Annotated in this window: 12 protein-coding genes and 2 pseudogenes; 2 read left to right on the forward strand and 12 right to left on the reverse strand. The window is 64.1% G+C overall.

Annotated features, from left to right (window positions below; translation table 11 throughout):
- Window positions 1-124 precede the first annotated feature (124 nt).
- Window positions 125-919, reverse strand: coding sequence for an ABC transporter permease (locus DK389_RS12165; RefSeq protein WP_194075197.1), 795 nt, complete (start codon window positions 917-919; stop codon window positions 125-127).
- A 564-nt stretch (window positions 920-1,483) separates the two neighbouring features.
- Here DK389_RS12165 and DK389_RS12175 point away from each other — a divergent pair.
- Both DK389_RS12175 and DK389_RS12180 read left to right on the forward strand, forming a co-directional pair.
- Window positions 1,484-2,596, forward strand: a complete 1,113-nt coding sequence (locus tag DK389_RS12175; protein WP_109889890.1) for an IS110 family RNA-guided transposase — start codon at window positions 1,484-1,486, stop codon at window positions 2,594-2,596.
- A gap of 398 nt (window positions 2,597-2,994) precedes the next feature.
- Window positions 2,995-4,059, forward strand: a pseudogene (locus DK389_RS12180) (IS630 family transposase); the annotation flags it as partial.
- A 345-nt stretch (window positions 4,060-4,404) separates the two neighbouring features.
- Here the strand turns inward: DK389_RS12180 and DK389_RS12185 are convergent.
- The 11 genes and pseudogenes from DK389_RS12185 to DK389_RS32305 all read right to left on the reverse strand — a co-directional run bounded on the left by DK389_RS12185 (window position 4,405) and on the right by DK389_RS32305 (window position 14,883).
- On the reverse strand, window positions 4,405-5,517 hold the full coding sequence (locus tag DK389_RS12185; RefSeq protein ID WP_109889890.1) for an IS110 family RNA-guided transposase: 1,113 nt from the start codon (window positions 5,515-5,517) through the stop codon (window positions 4,405-4,407).
- A 105-nt stretch (window positions 5,518-5,622) separates the two neighbouring features.
- Window positions 5,623-5,895, reverse strand: a pseudogene (locus DK389_RS12190) (IS630 family transposase); the annotation flags it as partial.
- Between the two features lie 723 nt (window positions 5,896-6,618).
- Window positions 6,619-8,055, reverse strand: coding sequence for a mannose-1-phosphate guanylyltransferase/mannose-6-phosphate isomerase (locus tag DK389_RS12195; protein WP_109889892.1), 1,437 nt, complete (start codon window positions 8,053-8,055; stop codon window positions 6,619-6,621).
- 171 nt (window positions 8,056-8,226) lie between these two features.
- Window positions 8,227-8,808 (reverse strand): GDP-mannose 4,6-dehydratase, encoded by a 582-nt coding sequence (locus DK389_RS34845; RefSeq protein ID WP_250645688.1) that lies wholly within the window; start codon window positions 8,806-8,808, stop codon window positions 8,227-8,229.
- Window positions 8,775-9,197 carry an NAD-dependent epimerase/dehydratase family protein gene (locus tag DK389_RS34850; RefSeq protein ID WP_250645689.1) on the reverse strand — a complete coding sequence of 141 codons (423 nt, stop codon included), beginning with the start codon at window positions 9,195-9,197 and terminating at the stop codon, window positions 8,775-8,777. Before DK389_RS34850 ends, DK389_RS34845 begins: the two co-directional genes overlap by 34 nt.
- 42 nt (window positions 9,198-9,239) lie before the next feature.
- Complete coding sequence (gene gmd / locus DK389_RS12205; RefSeq protein WP_109889893.1) at window positions 9,240-10,217, reverse strand: GDP-mannose 4,6-dehydratase; 978 nt, start codon at window positions 10,215-10,217, stop codon at window positions 9,240-9,242.
- A 114-nt stretch (window positions 10,218-10,331) separates the two neighbouring features.
- Entirely contained in the window at window positions 10,332-11,201 is an 870-nt protein-coding gene (gene rfbA / locus DK389_RS12210) for a glucose-1-phosphate thymidylyltransferase RfbA (protein WP_109889895.1), read from the reverse strand.
- A complete protein-coding gene (gene rfbD, locus DK389_RS12215; RefSeq protein ID WP_109889897.1) occupies window positions 11,198-12,112 on the reverse strand; it encodes a dTDP-4-dehydrorhamnose reductase in 915 nt (304 codons plus the stop codon). The genes rfbA and rfbD overlap by 4 nt, the downstream gene beginning before the upstream one ends.
- Before the next feature lie 6 nt (window positions 12,113-12,118).
- Window positions 12,119-13,183, reverse strand: a complete 1,065-nt coding sequence (gene rfbB, locus DK389_RS12220; RefSeq protein WP_109889899.1) for a dTDP-glucose 4,6-dehydratase — start codon at window positions 13,181-13,183, stop codon at window positions 12,119-12,121.
- 71 nt (window positions 13,184-13,254) lie between these two features.
- A complete protein-coding gene (gene rfbC, locus DK389_RS12225) occupies window positions 13,255-13,809 on the reverse strand; it encodes a dTDP-4-dehydrorhamnose 3,5-epimerase (RefSeq protein ID WP_109889901.1) in 555 nt (184 codons plus the stop codon).
- A gap of 879 nt (window positions 13,810-14,688) precedes the next feature.
- Entirely contained in the window at window positions 14,689-14,883 is a 195-nt protein-coding gene (locus DK389_RS32305; protein WP_162560616.1) for a hypothetical protein, read from the reverse strand.
- Between the last annotated feature and the right edge of the window lie 92 nt (window positions 14,884-14,975).

Genomic DNA, 14,975 nt, shown 5'->3' on the forward strand with positions numbered 1-14,975 from the left:
GGTCCCATCCCGCTCCTCCTCAATGGCGGCCGCCGACTGAGATCGAGCCTGCTGTGACGGCGAATTATCGCTGCAAAGGTTGTGAGTAACAGCCACCTGTAGACAAGGTCGTTATCAACCTTGATCAGGTGCGTTGCCGAACGACGAAACGTTCCAGGAGCAAGCCGATCGTTAATGAAAAAAGAGCGAACAGTATAACATAATAATAATCGACCTGAGCTCCTAAGTTAGGATAGTAACCAAGTCTGACCCACTCAATGATCTGCGTGGCCGGGTTATATTTAAGGACGTGGTAGATTTCCGGCGGAAGATATTGTGGCAAAAACATTACGCCACTAAGGATATACATCGCAATGCTAAAAAGCTGATAGCCCATAATCCAGGCTGGAAAGAAAGATATGATGCCGACATTGATAGTGCCGATGCCGATGCCTAGGAGAATCGCAGCGCAGTAGCCACCAACCGCAATGATTGCATCGGCTGGCCGAGGATCGATTCCGAACGCGACCAATATCGCACAAACGACAAGCAGTCCAAGGAAACCTGTCACAATCTCGACGATGATGCGCGCAAGGACAACATCAAAAACCTTTACCTGCGGATAGTATGTGAGCGGACGGTTCATCATCACCGCCTTCATCACCTCGCGCGAGACATATTGGAAGATCAGGCACGGCACGGCGCCAGTGGCAAAGAAGAGGGCGCGACTATCTCCGATCGGGGCCGGCACTTTCCGGAAGACATAAATCCCAACCAGCATGAAAGTATGCACGACTGGCCAGAGGACGACCACCGCGTAGCCGAGATGCGACCCGCCGAAGCGTGTCCGCATATCGCGCAGCATTAGCGCGTGCAGGACGCGAAGGTAGGATTCCGCCGCACTGCGCCGAGCTAGCGGCGCTGCCGTATCGCTGATCATGGCTACTCGAGCGTCTAGGAGGCTGCCGTTATGTCATGCATGATCGCGTCCGAAATATGGATGTTGCTGTCAGCTCCGGATGTTCGCCAGCCCTCGATCGGCGCTGGGTTGCGTCCATTAATGCGGTAGATATTCGGGTTGAAATTGAAGCGGCCATCAGTGAGGCCGCGGACGGGGCGGGGCACCCTATCAGCCTAGTGGCCTGAGTTTAACGCTTGGTGCCCGCGTTTGGCGGCCTTGATGATGCGATCGGGATCGGCAGCCCAGACGGCGGGCCGCGGGTCGCCGTTGGTTTGGGCGATGAAGCACTTGATGGCGGCCTGCACCTCGACGAGTGAGCCGAACACTCCTCGACGCAGCCGCTGGGATGTGCGCTTGGCAACGAATCCCTCCGCCGCGTTCAGCCAAGAGGTAAAGGCCGGAGTGAAGTGGAAGGTCCAGCGCAGGTGGCGGTCGAGCTAGACCAGATGTTCGCCCGAGAGGGGGCGACCCGTCTCACATGATGCAGATTGACGAGGGTTGCGCCGGATTCCGGTGCCGAGCCTCATGCATAGGAGATGGGTCGTGGAGCAGGTTATCACGTATGTCGGACTGGACGTGCACAAGGACACGATTGCGGTCGCCCTTGCTGAAGCGGACCAGCGCGGCGCGGTGCGGGAGTACGGTAAGATCGCCAATACGCCCACGGCCGTGAAGACACTCGCGGCCAAGCTGGCGCGGACCGACCGGGAGCTGCAGTTCTACTATGAGGCGGGCCCGTGCGGCTACGGCATCCAACGTCAGCTGACGCTGGCCGGGCACGGCTGCGCGGTGGTCGCCCCCTCCTTGATCCCGCGCAAACCCGGCGAGCGGATCAAGACGGACCGGCGGGATGCGATCAACCTGGCCAAGCTGCATCGTGCCGGCGATTTGACCGCGGTCTGGGTACCCGACCCCAAGCATGAGGCCATGCGCGACCTCGTGCGAGCGCGGCAAGCCGCGGTGCGCGCCCTGCGCCAGGCGCGTCAGCAACTCAGCGGCTTCCTGCTGCGACAGGGCCGTCATTACAGTCGACCAGCTTGGACGCTGATGCACCGCCGCTGGCTGGCAGGTCTGCGCTTCGAGCAGGCGGTTCATCACATCGTGCTGGAGGATGGCATCGCGGCGGTTGAGGCGGCCACAGCCCGCCGTGACCGTTTGGAGACCCAGATTGCGGCGGCGCTGTCGGACTGGTCGCTTGCCCCGGTCGTGCGTGCACTGCAGGCGCTGCGCGGCATGGCGCTGATTGCGGCGACAACGCTCGTTGCCGAACTCGGCGACATCAGCCGCTTTGCCAATCCGCGTCAGCTGATGGCCTATCTCGGCCTGGTGCCGTCTGAGCATTCCAGCGGCAGCACGCGGCGTCAGGGCGGCATCACCAAGGCCGGCAACGGTGCGGCCCGTCGCACCTTGATCGAGGCAGCCTGGAGCTACCGGTTTCCAGCTCGGATCAGCCGCGAGCAACTCCTGAGACAGGAGGGACTGGCCCAGTCGATCCGCGATACGGCTTGGAAGGCGCAGGAGCGGCTATGCCGCCGCTACTGTACGCTGTCCCGGTCGGGAAAGCCCCCGACCGTCGTCGTCACCGCGATTGCACGCGAGTTGGCGGGCTTCGTCTGGGCGATCGTCCGATTGGAGCCGCCGATCGGCGCGCGTTGAGATGAACCCTGCCGCCCGCCAGAACCCAAGGAGGTCATCGCCGGCACATACCATCCAAGGCTGAGCAAGGCCGGAGGCACGATCCCGGTCAGGAGAACCCTCGCCACCACTACCAGACAGGTCTCATCCGACGCTGGATCCTAGACAGAGGACGCTCCGCGACGCATCCGGTCCGGCGGTATCCAACCCGCGCATCAGAGCAGGATCAACCGTCGTCTCAGGATCGTGCCTCCAGCCCTGCTCAGCCGCGGCCACAAGGATCAGCTCGACAGCGAGCAACGATTTGGCGTGCCCACATCTTGAAGTGGCGAACATGAGAGAGCGGTCTGAGTTAGAAGTGTGAGTGCATTTGCGAGCGAAGGTCGCAGACTGGAGCGCACCGAGCCAGGAGGTGTGCCATGTCGCGCGGACCCAAGGCCGTCGCTCTGCATCTGAGCGAGAACGAGCACGCTGCCTTGCAGCGTCTGTTACGGCGGCACGGGACCGGTCAGGCCCTGGCTCAACGCGTGCGCATCATCCTGGCCTGTGCCCAGCCCGAAGCGACAAACCTGGGCGTCGCCGCGGCTTTAAGCGTGGGCCGGCAGACCGTCGCCTTATGGCGGAGCCGCTTTGCCGCACACCGCCTAGAGGGGTTGGTCGATGCTCCTCGGCCTGGCGCCCCGCGCAGCATCGGGGACGAGGCTGTTGAGCGCGTGATCACCCTCACTCTGGAGAAGGCACCCAACAACGCAACCCATTGGAGCACGCGCACGATGGCGCGCCGCAGCGGCATGAGCCAGCCCGCGGTCTCACGCATCTGGCGCGCGTTCGGCCTGCGGCCGCATCAGGCTGAGACCTTCAAGCTCTCGTCAGATCCGGCCTTCGTCGAGAAGGTGCGGGACGTCGTGGGGCTCTACCTCGCGCCGCCTGACCGGGCGCTGGTGCTCTGCGTGGACGAGAAGCCCCAGATCCAGGCGGCACAAGGCACAGCTCCGACCTTCCCCTTGCGGCCGGGCCAGCCCGAACGCGCCACCCACGACTATCGCCGGCATGGCACCCTCGACCTGTTCGCGGCACTTGATGTGAAAGCTGGCACGGTGATCGGCTGCTGCGAGCAGCGTCATCGCAGTGTGGAGTTTCGCAAGTTCTTGGAGCAGGTCGACAGCCGCGTTGAGCCTGAGCTTGAGGTGCATCTCGTGCTCGACAATCTGAAGACGCACAAGGCGCAACTGGTTCACGACTGGCTGGTGCGGCACCCGCGGGTTCATCTGCATTTTACGCCGACGAGTGCATCGTGGCTGAACTTGGTTGAGTGCTGGTTTGCGGTGCTGAGCAGGCGCCGTCTGGAGCGCGGTGCTTTCACCAGCACAGCAGACTTGGAGGCAGCCATTCAAGGCTACATCGCCGAGACGAACGCTCATCCCAAGCCGTTCGTCTGGACGAAGACCGCCGACGAGGTCCTGGCCAACGTCGCACGTTTCTGCAAGCACACTTCTAACTCAGACCGCTCTCTCATGTTCGCCACTTCAAGATGTGGGCACGCCAAATCGTTGCTCGCTGTCGAGCTGATCCTTGTGGCCGCGGCTGAGCAGGGCTGGAGGCACGATCCTGAGACGACGGTTGATCCTGCTCTGATGCGCGGGTTGGATACCGCCGGACCGGATGCGTCGCGGAGCGTCCTCTGTCTAGGATCCAGCGTCGGATGAGACCTGTCTGGTAGTGGTGGCGAGGGTTCTCCTGACCGGGATCGTGCCTCCGGCCTTGCTCAGCCTTGGATGGTATGTGCCGGCGATGACCTCCTTGGGTTCTGGCGGGCGGCAGGGTTCATCTCAACGCGCGCCGATCGGCGGCTCCAATCGGACGATCGCCCAGACGAAGCCCGCCAACTCGCGTGCAATCGCGGTGACGACGACGGTCGGGGGCTTTCCCGACCGGGACAGCGTACAGTAGCGGCGGCATAGCCGCTCCTGCGCCTTCCAAGCCGTATCGCGGATCGACTGGGCCAGTCCCTCCTGTCTCAGGAGTTGCTCGCGGCTGATCCGAGCTGGAAACCGGTAGCTCCAGGCTGCCTCGATCAAGGTGCGACGGGCCGCACCGTTGCCGGCCTTGGTGATGCCGCCCTGACGCCGCGTGCTGCCGCTGGAATGCTCAGACGGCACCAGGCCGAGATAGGCCATCAGCTGACGCGGATTGGCAAAGCGGCTGATGTCGCCGAGTTCGGCAACGAGCGTTGTCGCCGCAATCAGCGCCATGCCGCGCAGCGCCTGCAGTGCACGCACGACCGGGGCAAGCGACCAGTCCGACAGCGCCGCCGCAATCTGGGTCTCCAAACGGTCACGGCGGGCTGTGGCCGCCTCAACCGCCGCGATGCCATCCTCCAGCACGATGTGATGAACCGCCTGCTCGAAGCGCAGACCTGCCAGCCAGCGGCGGTGCATCAGCGTCCAAGCTGGTCGACTGTAATGACGGCCCTGTCGCAGCAGGAAGCCGCTGAGTTGCTGACGCGCCTGGCGCAGGGCGCGCACCGCGGCTTGCCGCGCTCGCACGAGGTCGCGCATGGCCTCATGCTTGGGGTCGGGTACCCAGACCGCGGTCAAATCGCCGGCACGATGCAGCTTGGCCAGGTTGATCGCATCCCGCCGGTCCGTCTTGATCCGCTCGCCGGGTTTGCGCGGGATCAAGGAGGGGGCGACCACCGCGCAGCCGTGCCCGGCCAGCGTCAGCTGACGTTGGATGCCGTAGCCGCACGGGCCCGCCTCATAGTAGAACTGCAGCTCCCGGTCGGTCCGCGCCAGCTTGGCCGCGAGTGTCTTCACGGCCGTGGGCGTATTGGCGATCTTACCGTACTCCCGCACCGCGCCGCGCTGGTCCGCTTCAGCAAGGGCGACCGCAATCGTGTCCTTGTGCACGTCCAGTCCGACATACGTGATAACCTGCTCCACGACCCATCTCCTATGCATGAGGCTCGGCACCGGAATCCGGCGCAACCCTCGTCAATCTGCATCATGTGAGACGGGTCGCCCCCTCTCGGGCGAACATCTGGTCTAGGCCCGTACCTTCGGATGCTTGTGAACGGCATAGTTGTCGAGCATGGCATGCACGAGCTTGCCCGCGTGCACCACCGCTTCGACGCTGTTGAGGAAACGGATGGACTCCTGGTGCCGATGGTGCTGCATGCAGCGGCCGATGACCGTGCCCTCCAGCACGTTGAGGGCGGCAAACAGCGTCGTGGTGCCGTGACGCTTGTAATCGTGGGTGCGGGTTGCCGGCCGACCCGGCTTCATCGGCCGCGAGGCCTGCGTGCGCGACAGCGCCTGGATCGCTCGCCGGATCGTAGCTCCAGAACCGGGAGAAGTCGGGCGGCATGTAGCCGGTCAGGACCTCGAAATTGGCCGACGCGAAGGCGTGGGGCACGCTGAAGGTGGCCCGGTAGGCGATGGCGTTTGCGACCCCGTGGACGCCGATCTCGACGTCCTTGGTCAGGACCGCGTCCGAGAGGGGGGAGGCGTAGCCGCCCGGCCCCTTCGGGCATTCCCGCGAGGTTTCGCCGGGCTCCACCCACCACGCCATGCGGGTCCGGGTGTGCAGGCGCTTGTCCTGCACACGCAGGCTGATGAGACGGCTGGTGCTCTCGGGGCCCATGCCGTCGGCGTCGGAACCAGCCTCCGTCGGGTTGAGGCACTCACCGTAGCCGTCGAAGGAGGCGGCCGATTGCAGCTCGCGGCCGTGATCGAAGCGATTGAGGAATTCGCGGCCGTTCCAGGCGAGGCTGTCGATGGCGCCGGCCGTGCGGGACGACGCGCTCAGGACGATCTGCGAGCCAGCAAAGGGCTGGGCGATGGAGGCGCGGCCCTCGGGCGAAGGCCAGCGCACGTCCAGGCCGTCTGCGGCGATCGCGGGGACGGACAGGAGCCGAGAGCGAGAGCCGCGGGTATCGGGCGCGGAGCCCACCGCGTTGGTCGCTGTCTCATCCTGTCTGCCCCTCTTTGGCCGGCTCAGCCGAGGTTAAGATTGGGTGCCTGCTTCAGGACAACTCGCTCGTGTCAGCGTCCGTACACGTCCTCGACGCGGATGATGTCGTCCTCGCCGGTGTAGGACCCGACCTGGACCTCGATCAGCTCCAGCGGGATCTTGCCCGGGTTCGACAGGCGGTGCATCGAGCCGATCGGCAGGTAGATCGCCTCGTTCTCGTGGACCAGCACGACCCGCTCGTTCAGCGTCACCTCGGCCGTGCCCTTCACCACCACCCAATGCTCCGCCCGGTGATAGTGCTTCTGCAAGGAGAGGCGCCCGCCCGGCGTCACCATGATCCGCTTCACCTGGAAACGCTCGCCGATGTCGATGCGCTGGTACCAGCCCCAGGGCCGGTACATCCGCCGGTGCGCGTCCGCCTCCGGATAAGCCTTCGCGCGCAGCCGCTCCACCAGCGTCTTCACCTCGCCCGAGCGCGCCTTGGAGCTGACCAGAACCGCGTCGGGGGTCGAGACCACCACGACGTCCTCGAGCCCCACCACCGCGGTGACCTGCTCGCCCTCGCTGTGGACCAGGCTGCCGCGGGTCTCGATCAGCTCGACGCGGCCGCGCACCGCGTTCCCGCTCTCGTCCTGCGCCAGCACGCTCCAGACCGCGTCCCAGGTGCCGACATCCGACCACGCGAAGGAGACCGGCAGCACGCCCGCGTGGCGCGTCCGCTCCATCACCGCGTAGTCGATCGAGGTCTTGGGGGCCTGCGCGAAGGCGTCCGCGTCGAGGCGCACGAAGTCGAGGTCCCGCGCCGCGTTCTCCAGGGCGGCCCGGGCGGCCGAGAGCACGGCGGGCGCGTGCGCCTCCAGCTCGTCGAGCATCACGTCGGCGCGGAACAGGAAGTAGCCCGAGTTCCAGACCGCGCCCTCCGCGATCAGGCGCTCGGCGCCGGCCCGGTCCGGCTTCTCGACGAAGCGGGCGATCTTGTAGGTGCCGGGGCTCGCGGGGAGCGGCTCGCCCGGGTGGATGTAGCCGTAGGCGGTCGCCGGCTGCGTCGGTTCGATGCCGAGCGTCATGATGTGGCCGGCGCGCGCGCCGACCGCGGCGGCCTCGACGGCGGCGACGAAGGCGCGGGCATCGCCGATGACGTGGTCGGCGGCCAGGATCAGGACGACGGCCTGCGGATCGACGCGGGCGGCATGGAGCGCCGCGACAGCGACCGCGGCGGCGGAGTCGCGCCGCTCGGGCTCGAGCAGGATGTCGGCGGGGATGCGGGCCTCGGCGAGCTGCTCGGCGACGATGAAGCGGGCCTCCGTGTGGGTGAGCACGCTGAGGCGGCCGAACGTGGCCTCGTCGGTGACCCGCCGGGCCGTGTCCTGGAAGGTGGAGGAATGCTCGCTGACGAGGCGCGAGAACTGCTTCGGCATGCTCTCGCGGGAGGCGGGCCACAGCCGCGTGCCCGAGCCGCCGCACAGGATCACAGGAAAGACTGCGGAATTTACGTTAAAATCAGACATTACTCATCCGTAAAGCGGTTAGATCTTTCAAGCAGGCGTTTGCTACCGCTCACACAAGCGAATTGATTCGCGCGAATTCGCGCGCCCGCTCTGACGATATTAGGTGCTCCGGTGGGTTTCGGGTGCTGCTGTATCGAGATTTATTCGCCAATTCAAGCTCTGCACCCGAGTTTAAGAATGCTCTGATGCAATTTTGCTGCGCCAGTATGCAAGAGTATCGGCAAGAGTAGCTTCCCACGTGATGCGTGGCCTCCAACCAAGGTCTACGGCAGCTCGCGACGAACTACCGATAGCCAGCGGTGTATCATTGGGCCGCATGCGCGCTGCGTCAGCTTCAACAGTGATGGCAACACGAGCTTGTGCGAGGAGGCTATAAAGAATATCCGCGATGCGACGAGGCACCCCAGAGGCGATATTATAGATAGCACCACTCGGAAGGTTTGGCCGAACGATACCCTGTACGTACGCCTCTACGACGTCGCGCACATCGAGGAAATCGCGAAGTGCCTCTAGGTTGCCAACTCGCACAACAGGCGGTTGCTGAGCTGCCTCTATCCGCGCAATCTGCGCGGCGAAAGCTGGAGTAACAAACGCCTCTGTTTGGCCTGGTCCCGTATGGTTGAACGGGCAAAACCGGATCGCTCGTAATCCATCACGTACCATCTGTCCGATCATAAGGTCAGCAGCTGCTTTCGAGGCGGCATACGTGCTTGTTGGGTCTAGTAGGGCGGTTTCATCAAGCGGCTCGTGCATCTTTGAAAACTGCCGCCATAAACTTCAGAGGTTCCGATGAACAGGAAGCGTGCTTCGGGAGCATCTTGAAGGATCGCAGCGGCGAGATTCAGAGTCCCCGCAACATTCACGTCGAAGGTGTGCCTCGGGCCGCGGGCCGCTACCCGAGGAGCCGAGATAGCAGCTAAGTGAACGACGCACGTCGGGCGCGTCTCACGGATCGCTGCTTTCACCTGCTCAGGATCTGTGATGTCCAGCCGGATCAGCTCGCATCGCGTGCTCGGGAGGACAACATGGGTGCGCTGTGCCGCAAACAGGCGGGCACTCGCGTCGGCCCGAGACGCGAGCACCTGGAGCAGGTGATAGCCGACGAAGCCAGCGGCGCCGGTCACAAGGATTCGATCGAACATACCGCCTCAGCACACGACGTGCGGGTGATCAGTTTCTTCGTCCTACTTAACGGCGGACAGGCGCCTCAGGTCTGCGTCCACCATCTCCGTAATCATGGACTCCAACGTTGTCTCGGCCTCCCACCCCAGCTTGCTCTTAGCCTTCGCCGGATTGCCGAGCAGCACATCAACCTCAGCAGGACGGAACAGTTCGGGATCAATCACCAAGTGCTTGTCCATCGAAAGACCCGCATGATTGAAGGCAATCTGACACATCTCGCGCACAGTCACCGTCCGACCGGTTGCGACGACGTAATCATCCGCCTCTTCCTGCTGTAACATGAGCCACATGGCTCGCACGTAATCGCGTGCATGTCCCCAGTCGCGCTTGGCATCGATATTTCCCAAGCGCAAGTCGTTCCCGAGCCCGAGCTTGATCCGGGCAACACCGTCGGTGACCTTGCGGGTAACGAATTCGATGCCGCGGAGTGGGCTTTCGTGATTAAAGAGAATCCCACTAGAGGCGTGGATGCCGAAGCTCTCACGATAGTTGACGGTCATCCAGTGCGCGTAAAGCTTCGCAGCTGCGTAAGGTGAGCGCGGATAGAACGGTGTTGTCTCAGATTGTTCCGGCTCTTGGATCAGGCCATACATTTCTGACGAGGAGGCCTGGTAAAAGCGCGCGTCTGGCTTCTCGATGCGGATCGACTCAAGGACATTTGCACAGCCTAAGGCAGTGATGGCGCCGGTTAAGAGCGGCTGCTGCCAGGACGTCTTCACGAAAGACTGAGCCGCGAGATTGTAAACCTCGTCCGGCTGAACCTCCCGCACTGCGCGCAGCAAACTCGAAAGATCGGACAGGTCTCCATCGATCAACCGGACTTGGTCTGCAATACCAAGCCATCGTAGGCGTATGTCATTCACGTCCGTTGTGCTTGAGCGACGAACAAGCCCATATACTGCGTAGCCTTTGTCCAGAAGCAGCTGGGCAAGATAGGCGCCATCTTGGCCAGTGATGCCGGTAATAAGAGCCTTTTTCATGGAATCGTGATAACCTTTTCTTAGAGCGACCAGTCGACAGCATCGCTCCTCCTCGCTCAGGAGAGGCGAAACGCTAACCGCATCAGACAGTTCAAGCGATCACAGGCCGTAGGCTCAGTGTTCCCGCGCCAACCTCAGGAGGTTTTGTCCGTAGTTGGTCTTCGAGAATAGCTCGCCGCGGGCAATCAGTTGCTCGCGGCCGATGAAGCCCTGCAGGTAGGCAATCTCCTCTAGGCACGCCACCTGTAAGCCCTGACGGTGCTGCAGCACCCGCACGAACTCAGAGGCCTCTAGAAGGCTGTCGTGCGTGCCTGTGTCGAGCCACGCGTAGCCTCGGCTCATCCGCTCCACATGCAACTGCCCGCGCTCGAGATAGGCCTTGTTCACGCTCGTGATCTCGAGTTCACCCCGCGCTGACGGCCGCACCGCGGCAGCGATGTCGAGCACTTGGTTGTCGTAGAAGTACAGACCCGTCACCGCCCAGGTGGAATCAGGCTCCTGCGGCTTTTCCACGATCCGGGTCGGACGGCCGGACGCGTCGAGGCTAACCACGCCGTAGGCCTGCGGGTTCTCGACGTGGTACGCAAACACCGTCGCTCCCTCGCGCCGCGCGGCCGCGCGGGCCAAGAGCTCGCTCATGCCAGCGCCGAAGAACAGGTTGTCGCCCAGGATCAGCGCCACAGAGTCGTTTCCGACGAACTCGCGCCCAATCACGAAGGCCTGAGCTAGTCCTTCAGGTCGCGGCTGCACCGCGTAGGAGAAGCTTAAGCCGAACTGCTCGCCGGTGCCGAACAGGCGCTTGTAGTTGTCCAGGTGCTCGGGCGAGGAGATGATCAGGATCTCGCGGATGCCCGCCAGCATCAGCACCGAGACCGGGTAGTAGATCATTGGCTTGTCGTAGATTGGCAGTAGCTGCTTGTTGATCGACAGCGTGGCGGGGTGCAGCCGCGTGCCCGAGCCGCCGGCCAGGACGATGCCCTTCATGATCTGACGCCCCTCATCGTGTCGTCTCCGCGGGCCGGCCCGACGAGCCGGTCGAGGATGTCCTCGAGAGCCTTTGCCCAGGGCCGCATCGTGAGGCCGTAGGCCGCCGTCAGGCTCGCGGTCGAGAGCTGCGAATTCGCCGGCCGCTGCGCCGGCGTCGGATAGGCCGAGCTCGGGATGCCGTCCACCGGCACGGCCCGCCCGCCCCGGCGCGCGCTGCCCTCAACGATCGCGCGGGCGAAGCTGCGCCAAGTGGTGACGCCCGCATTCACGCAGTGGAAGGTGCCGGTCGGCGCCGCCGCGTCCGAAACCAGCCGCAGTGTTACGACCCTTAGTGCGTCAGCCAGGTCGGCAGCCGAGGTCGGGCAGCCGTGCTGATCCTCGACCACGCTCAGCCGCTCCCGCTCGGCTGAGAGCCGCAGCATGGTCTTGACGAAGTTCGCCCGGTGCGGGCTCACCACCCAAGCCGTGCGCAGGATCGCGTGGCGCGGGTTGCCGGTGCGCACGGCGAGTTCCCCGGCCGCCTTCGAGGCGCCGTAGACGCTTCTCGGGTCGATGGGGTCGTCCGGCTCGTAGGCTCCCGGCTTGCTGCCATCGAACACGTAGTCGGTCGAGACCTGCACCAGCGGGATGCCGGCGACCTTCGTCGCCGCAGCGAGGTAGGCCGGCGCCAGCGCGTTGAGCCGCCAGGCCGCCGCGACCTCGCTCTCGGCCTTGTCCACCGCGGTGTAGGCGGCCGTGTTGATCACCGCCGCGTAGCCGCGCCCCGTGAGAGCTTCGGCGACCGCCCTCTCGTCGGTGATGTCGAGCTCAACCCGCGTCGGCGCGTGCAGGCGCACGCCCTCGCCCCATGCGAGCGCCTGCAGCTCGGTGCCGACTTGGCCGGCACCGCCGAGGATCAGGATCTCCATCGTGCCTCAGCCCGCCTTGCGCGCTGGCGCCAGCCCTAGGCGCTCGCCCCGGTAGCGGCCCTCCCGGATCGGGCGCCACCAAGCCTCGTTGTCGAGGTACCAAGCGATGGTGTCCTCCAAGGCCGCCTCGAAGCTCCTCGTCGGTGCCCAGCCGAGCTCGGCCTCGGCCTTGCCCGGGTCGATCGCGTAGCGGCGGTCGTGGCCGGGCCGGTCGGCCACGAAGGTAATCAACCGCTCGTGCGGGGCGGCCTGCGGCCGCAGCCGGTCGAAGGCGGCGCACAGAGCCTTCACGACCGCGAGATTGTTGCGCACCGCCCGCCCGCCGAGCAGGTAGGTCTGTCCGACCCGGCCGCGCTCCAGCACGGCAACGAGGCCGCGGGCGTGGTCCTCCACGTGGATCCAGTCACGCTCGTTCAGCCCATCACCGTAGACCGGCAGCGGCTTCCCTTCGAGCGCATTGAGGATCATCAGCGGGATCAGCTTCTCGGGGAAGTGGCGTGGGCCGTAGTTGTTCGAGCAGTTCGTCACCAGCACCGGCAGGCCGTAGGTCTCGTGCCAGGCCCGAGCCAGGTGGTCGGAGGCCGCTTTCGAGGCCGAGTAGGGCGAGCGCGGATCGTAGCGGCTGTCCTCGGTGAAGAAGCCGCCGGGCGGCAGCGAGCCGTAGACCTCGTCGGTGGAGACGTGCAGGAAGCGGAAGGCGGTGCGCGCCTCGCCTGTTAGGCCCTCGTAGTGGCTGCGGGCAGCATCGAGCATGACCTGCGTGCCGGTGACGTTGGTGCGGATGAAGGCGCCGGGCTCGGTGATGGAGCGGTCGACGTGGCTCTCGGCGGCCAAGTGCATCACCGCTTGCGGCGCAAACTCGCGGAAGGCGGCGTTGACGGCGGCCGAATCGCAGATATCGGCCTCGATCAGGCGGTGGCGCGGGTTGGCCTCAAGCGGTGCGAGCGAGACGGGATTGGCCGCGTAGGTGAGCGCGTCGAGGGTCAGCACCTCGTGGCCGAGATCCTGGACGAGGTGGAGGACGAGGGCAGAGCCAATGAAGCCGCAGCCGCCGGTCACCAGGATGCGCATGGGATCAGTCTCGCTGAAAGTCGGGCCGTGGTGCGGGCGCTTGACCCAAGATCGTGTCGCCGATGGGGCGATTAGTCGAACAGGTGCGGCAGGTCCGCCAGCCGCGGAGCAACCTTGTCCTTGTCCGAGAGGATAGCCTGCTCGGCCGCGACCGGCCAGGCAATGGCGAGGGCCAGATCGTTCCAGAGCAGCGCCCGGTCGTGCTCGGGGCTGTAGTAGGCATCGACCTTGTAGGCGACCATGGTGTCGGGCGTCAGGGTGCAGAAGCCGTGAGCGAAACCGTGTGGGATGAACAGTTGCTCTCCCCCTTCCGCATCGAGGCGGACCGCCACGTGCTGGCCATAGGTGGCGGAGGAGCGGCGCAGGTCGACGGCCACATCCAGGATAGCGCCCTGCAGTACGCGCACGAGCTTGGCTTGGGGCGCCGGGTGGACCTGGAAGTGCAGGCCGCGCACCGTGCCCTTCGGCGCGGAGAAGGACTGATTGTCCTGCACAAAGGCGATGTCGATACCACTATCGGCAAGGACGTCGGCGCGATAGGTCTCGGAGAACCAGCCGCGATCGTCACCGAACCGCTGCGGAACGACACGCGTCACCGCGGGAATGTCTGTGGGAATTACCTTCATCCAGGATGCTCGCTTGCGCGGTGATTTGCTCCGCCGAGACGGCGATCGCCTCCGACATTCGTCGACGCCGGCTGCCAGCTGTTTGGTGCCGCTGTCAAGCGCCAGTTATCGCCTTGAGAAGCTAGCATGCACGCGAGAGCGCTGTCCTTATATCACGAAATTTAGAGCTTGGGCATACAACATCGGTTGCGCGCATGTTGCCTGAATCCTAATATTCGTCGTTTTCGCCTTTGCAACATCGAAAACCTCGGTCTCCTAAAGCTTTTGCGAGTATTAAGATTTTTACGTTACGCAGGTCGCTTTTCTCAGGTGATTTCGCTATTTCGGATTGAGTATTCTATTAACAATAGGTCAGAATGACTAGCAAATATAATGAGTTTTAGGGGTGATTTTAATGGATTCGCGCTCGACGCTCGATGACTCCAAAAATTTATCATTGCTCCGTACTTTAATCAAGAAGTGTCAAGCGTTCAGCTAGATTGAAAAGTTTGAGGGCAGCGCTGTGCGTTTCGATTACCTTGCGGAGCGCCTCTGCCTCCACCGGTGTGATTTCCCCGCTTGTTACCCAGCGCAGCAAGGCCGCGGTCGCCGTAGGGAGATCCATCGGCGCCTGGATTGGCGGTAGTTTGAAGACGATCGGGCGGTCTCGAAGGAGCGGCAGTACTGTCCCGAGCACTCCTGCGTCTGGGCGTGGATCGGGGCGCCTCACTCCGGTAGAGCCGCCGTCAGCCTGCACGCCATGGGCGAGGGCGCGGGTGCCTGCTCTGGTGCTGGCGAGAGGCATAAGGCTGGCTTCTGCGAGCGACCCGCCATCAGCCGGGGGGAAAGCGGTCCCGTTTCGGGCACCGTCATTTCGATCGCGCGCTGCTTGACCGCCGCTTATGGAGCATCCAGTTCGCGCACAAGCGACTTGCGGCGCGCTATAGCTCGTCGCTCGTAGCGATCAAGTCGGGAGAGTTGGCCGATCAGCCCGCTGACCCGCGCCGCGGGTTGCGATCTGCGGGTAGCGGCCACCATCGCGTGGATTTCCTTATTGTTGAGCCCCGCATCGAGGCCCGCCTTGACCAGGGTCAAGGTTGATGGCTCCGCCCCACCCTTCTCCATTTCCCGAAGCAGGCGGTCCAGTTCCGACAGCAACCCCGCACGAATGCTCCGGATCCTAACGA

It is taken from the genome of Methylobacterium durans, from assembly GCF_003173715.1.
Lineage (GTDB): Bacteria > Pseudomonadota > Alphaproteobacteria > Rhizobiales > Beijerinckiaceae > Methylobacterium > Methylobacterium durans.

Excerpts from the sequence above, each read along its gene's own strand:
- gmd (WP_109889893.1), bottom strand. The coding sequence starts at position 10,217 with ATGAAAAAGGCTCTTATTACCGGCATCACTGGCCAAGATGGCGCCTAT.
- rfbA (WP_109889895.1), bottom strand. The coding sequence starts at position 11,201 with ATGAAGGGCATCGTCCTGGCCGGCGGCTCGGGCACGCGGCTGCACCCC.
- DK389_RS12165 (WP_194075197.1), bottom strand. The coding sequence starts at position 919 with ATGATCAGCGATACGGCAGCGCCGCTAGCTCGGCGCAGTGCGGCGGAA.
- DK389_RS12195 (WP_109889892.1), bottom strand. The coding sequence starts at position 8,055 with ATGTCTGATTTTAACGTAAATTCCGCAGTCTTTCCTGTGATCCTGTGC.
- rfbB (WP_109889899.1), bottom strand. The coding sequence starts at position 13,183 with ATGCGCATCCTGGTGACCGGCGGCTGCGGCTTCATTGGCTCTGCCCTC.
- rfbC (WP_109889901.1), bottom strand. The coding sequence starts at position 13,809 with ATGAAGGTAATTCCCACAGACATTCCCGCGGTGACGCGTGTCGTTCCG.
- DK389_RS34850 (WP_250645689.1), bottom strand. The coding sequence starts at position 9,197 with ATGTTCGATCGAATCCTTGTGACCGGCGCCGCTGGCTTCGTCGGCTAT.
- rfbD (WP_109889897.1), bottom strand. The coding sequence starts at position 12,112 with ATGGAGATCCTGATCCTCGGCGGTGCCGGCCAAGTCGGCACCGAGCTG.
- DK389_RS34845 (WP_250645688.1), bottom strand. The coding sequence starts at position 8,808 with ATGCACGAGCCGCTTGATGAAACCGCCCTACTAGACCCAACAAGCACG.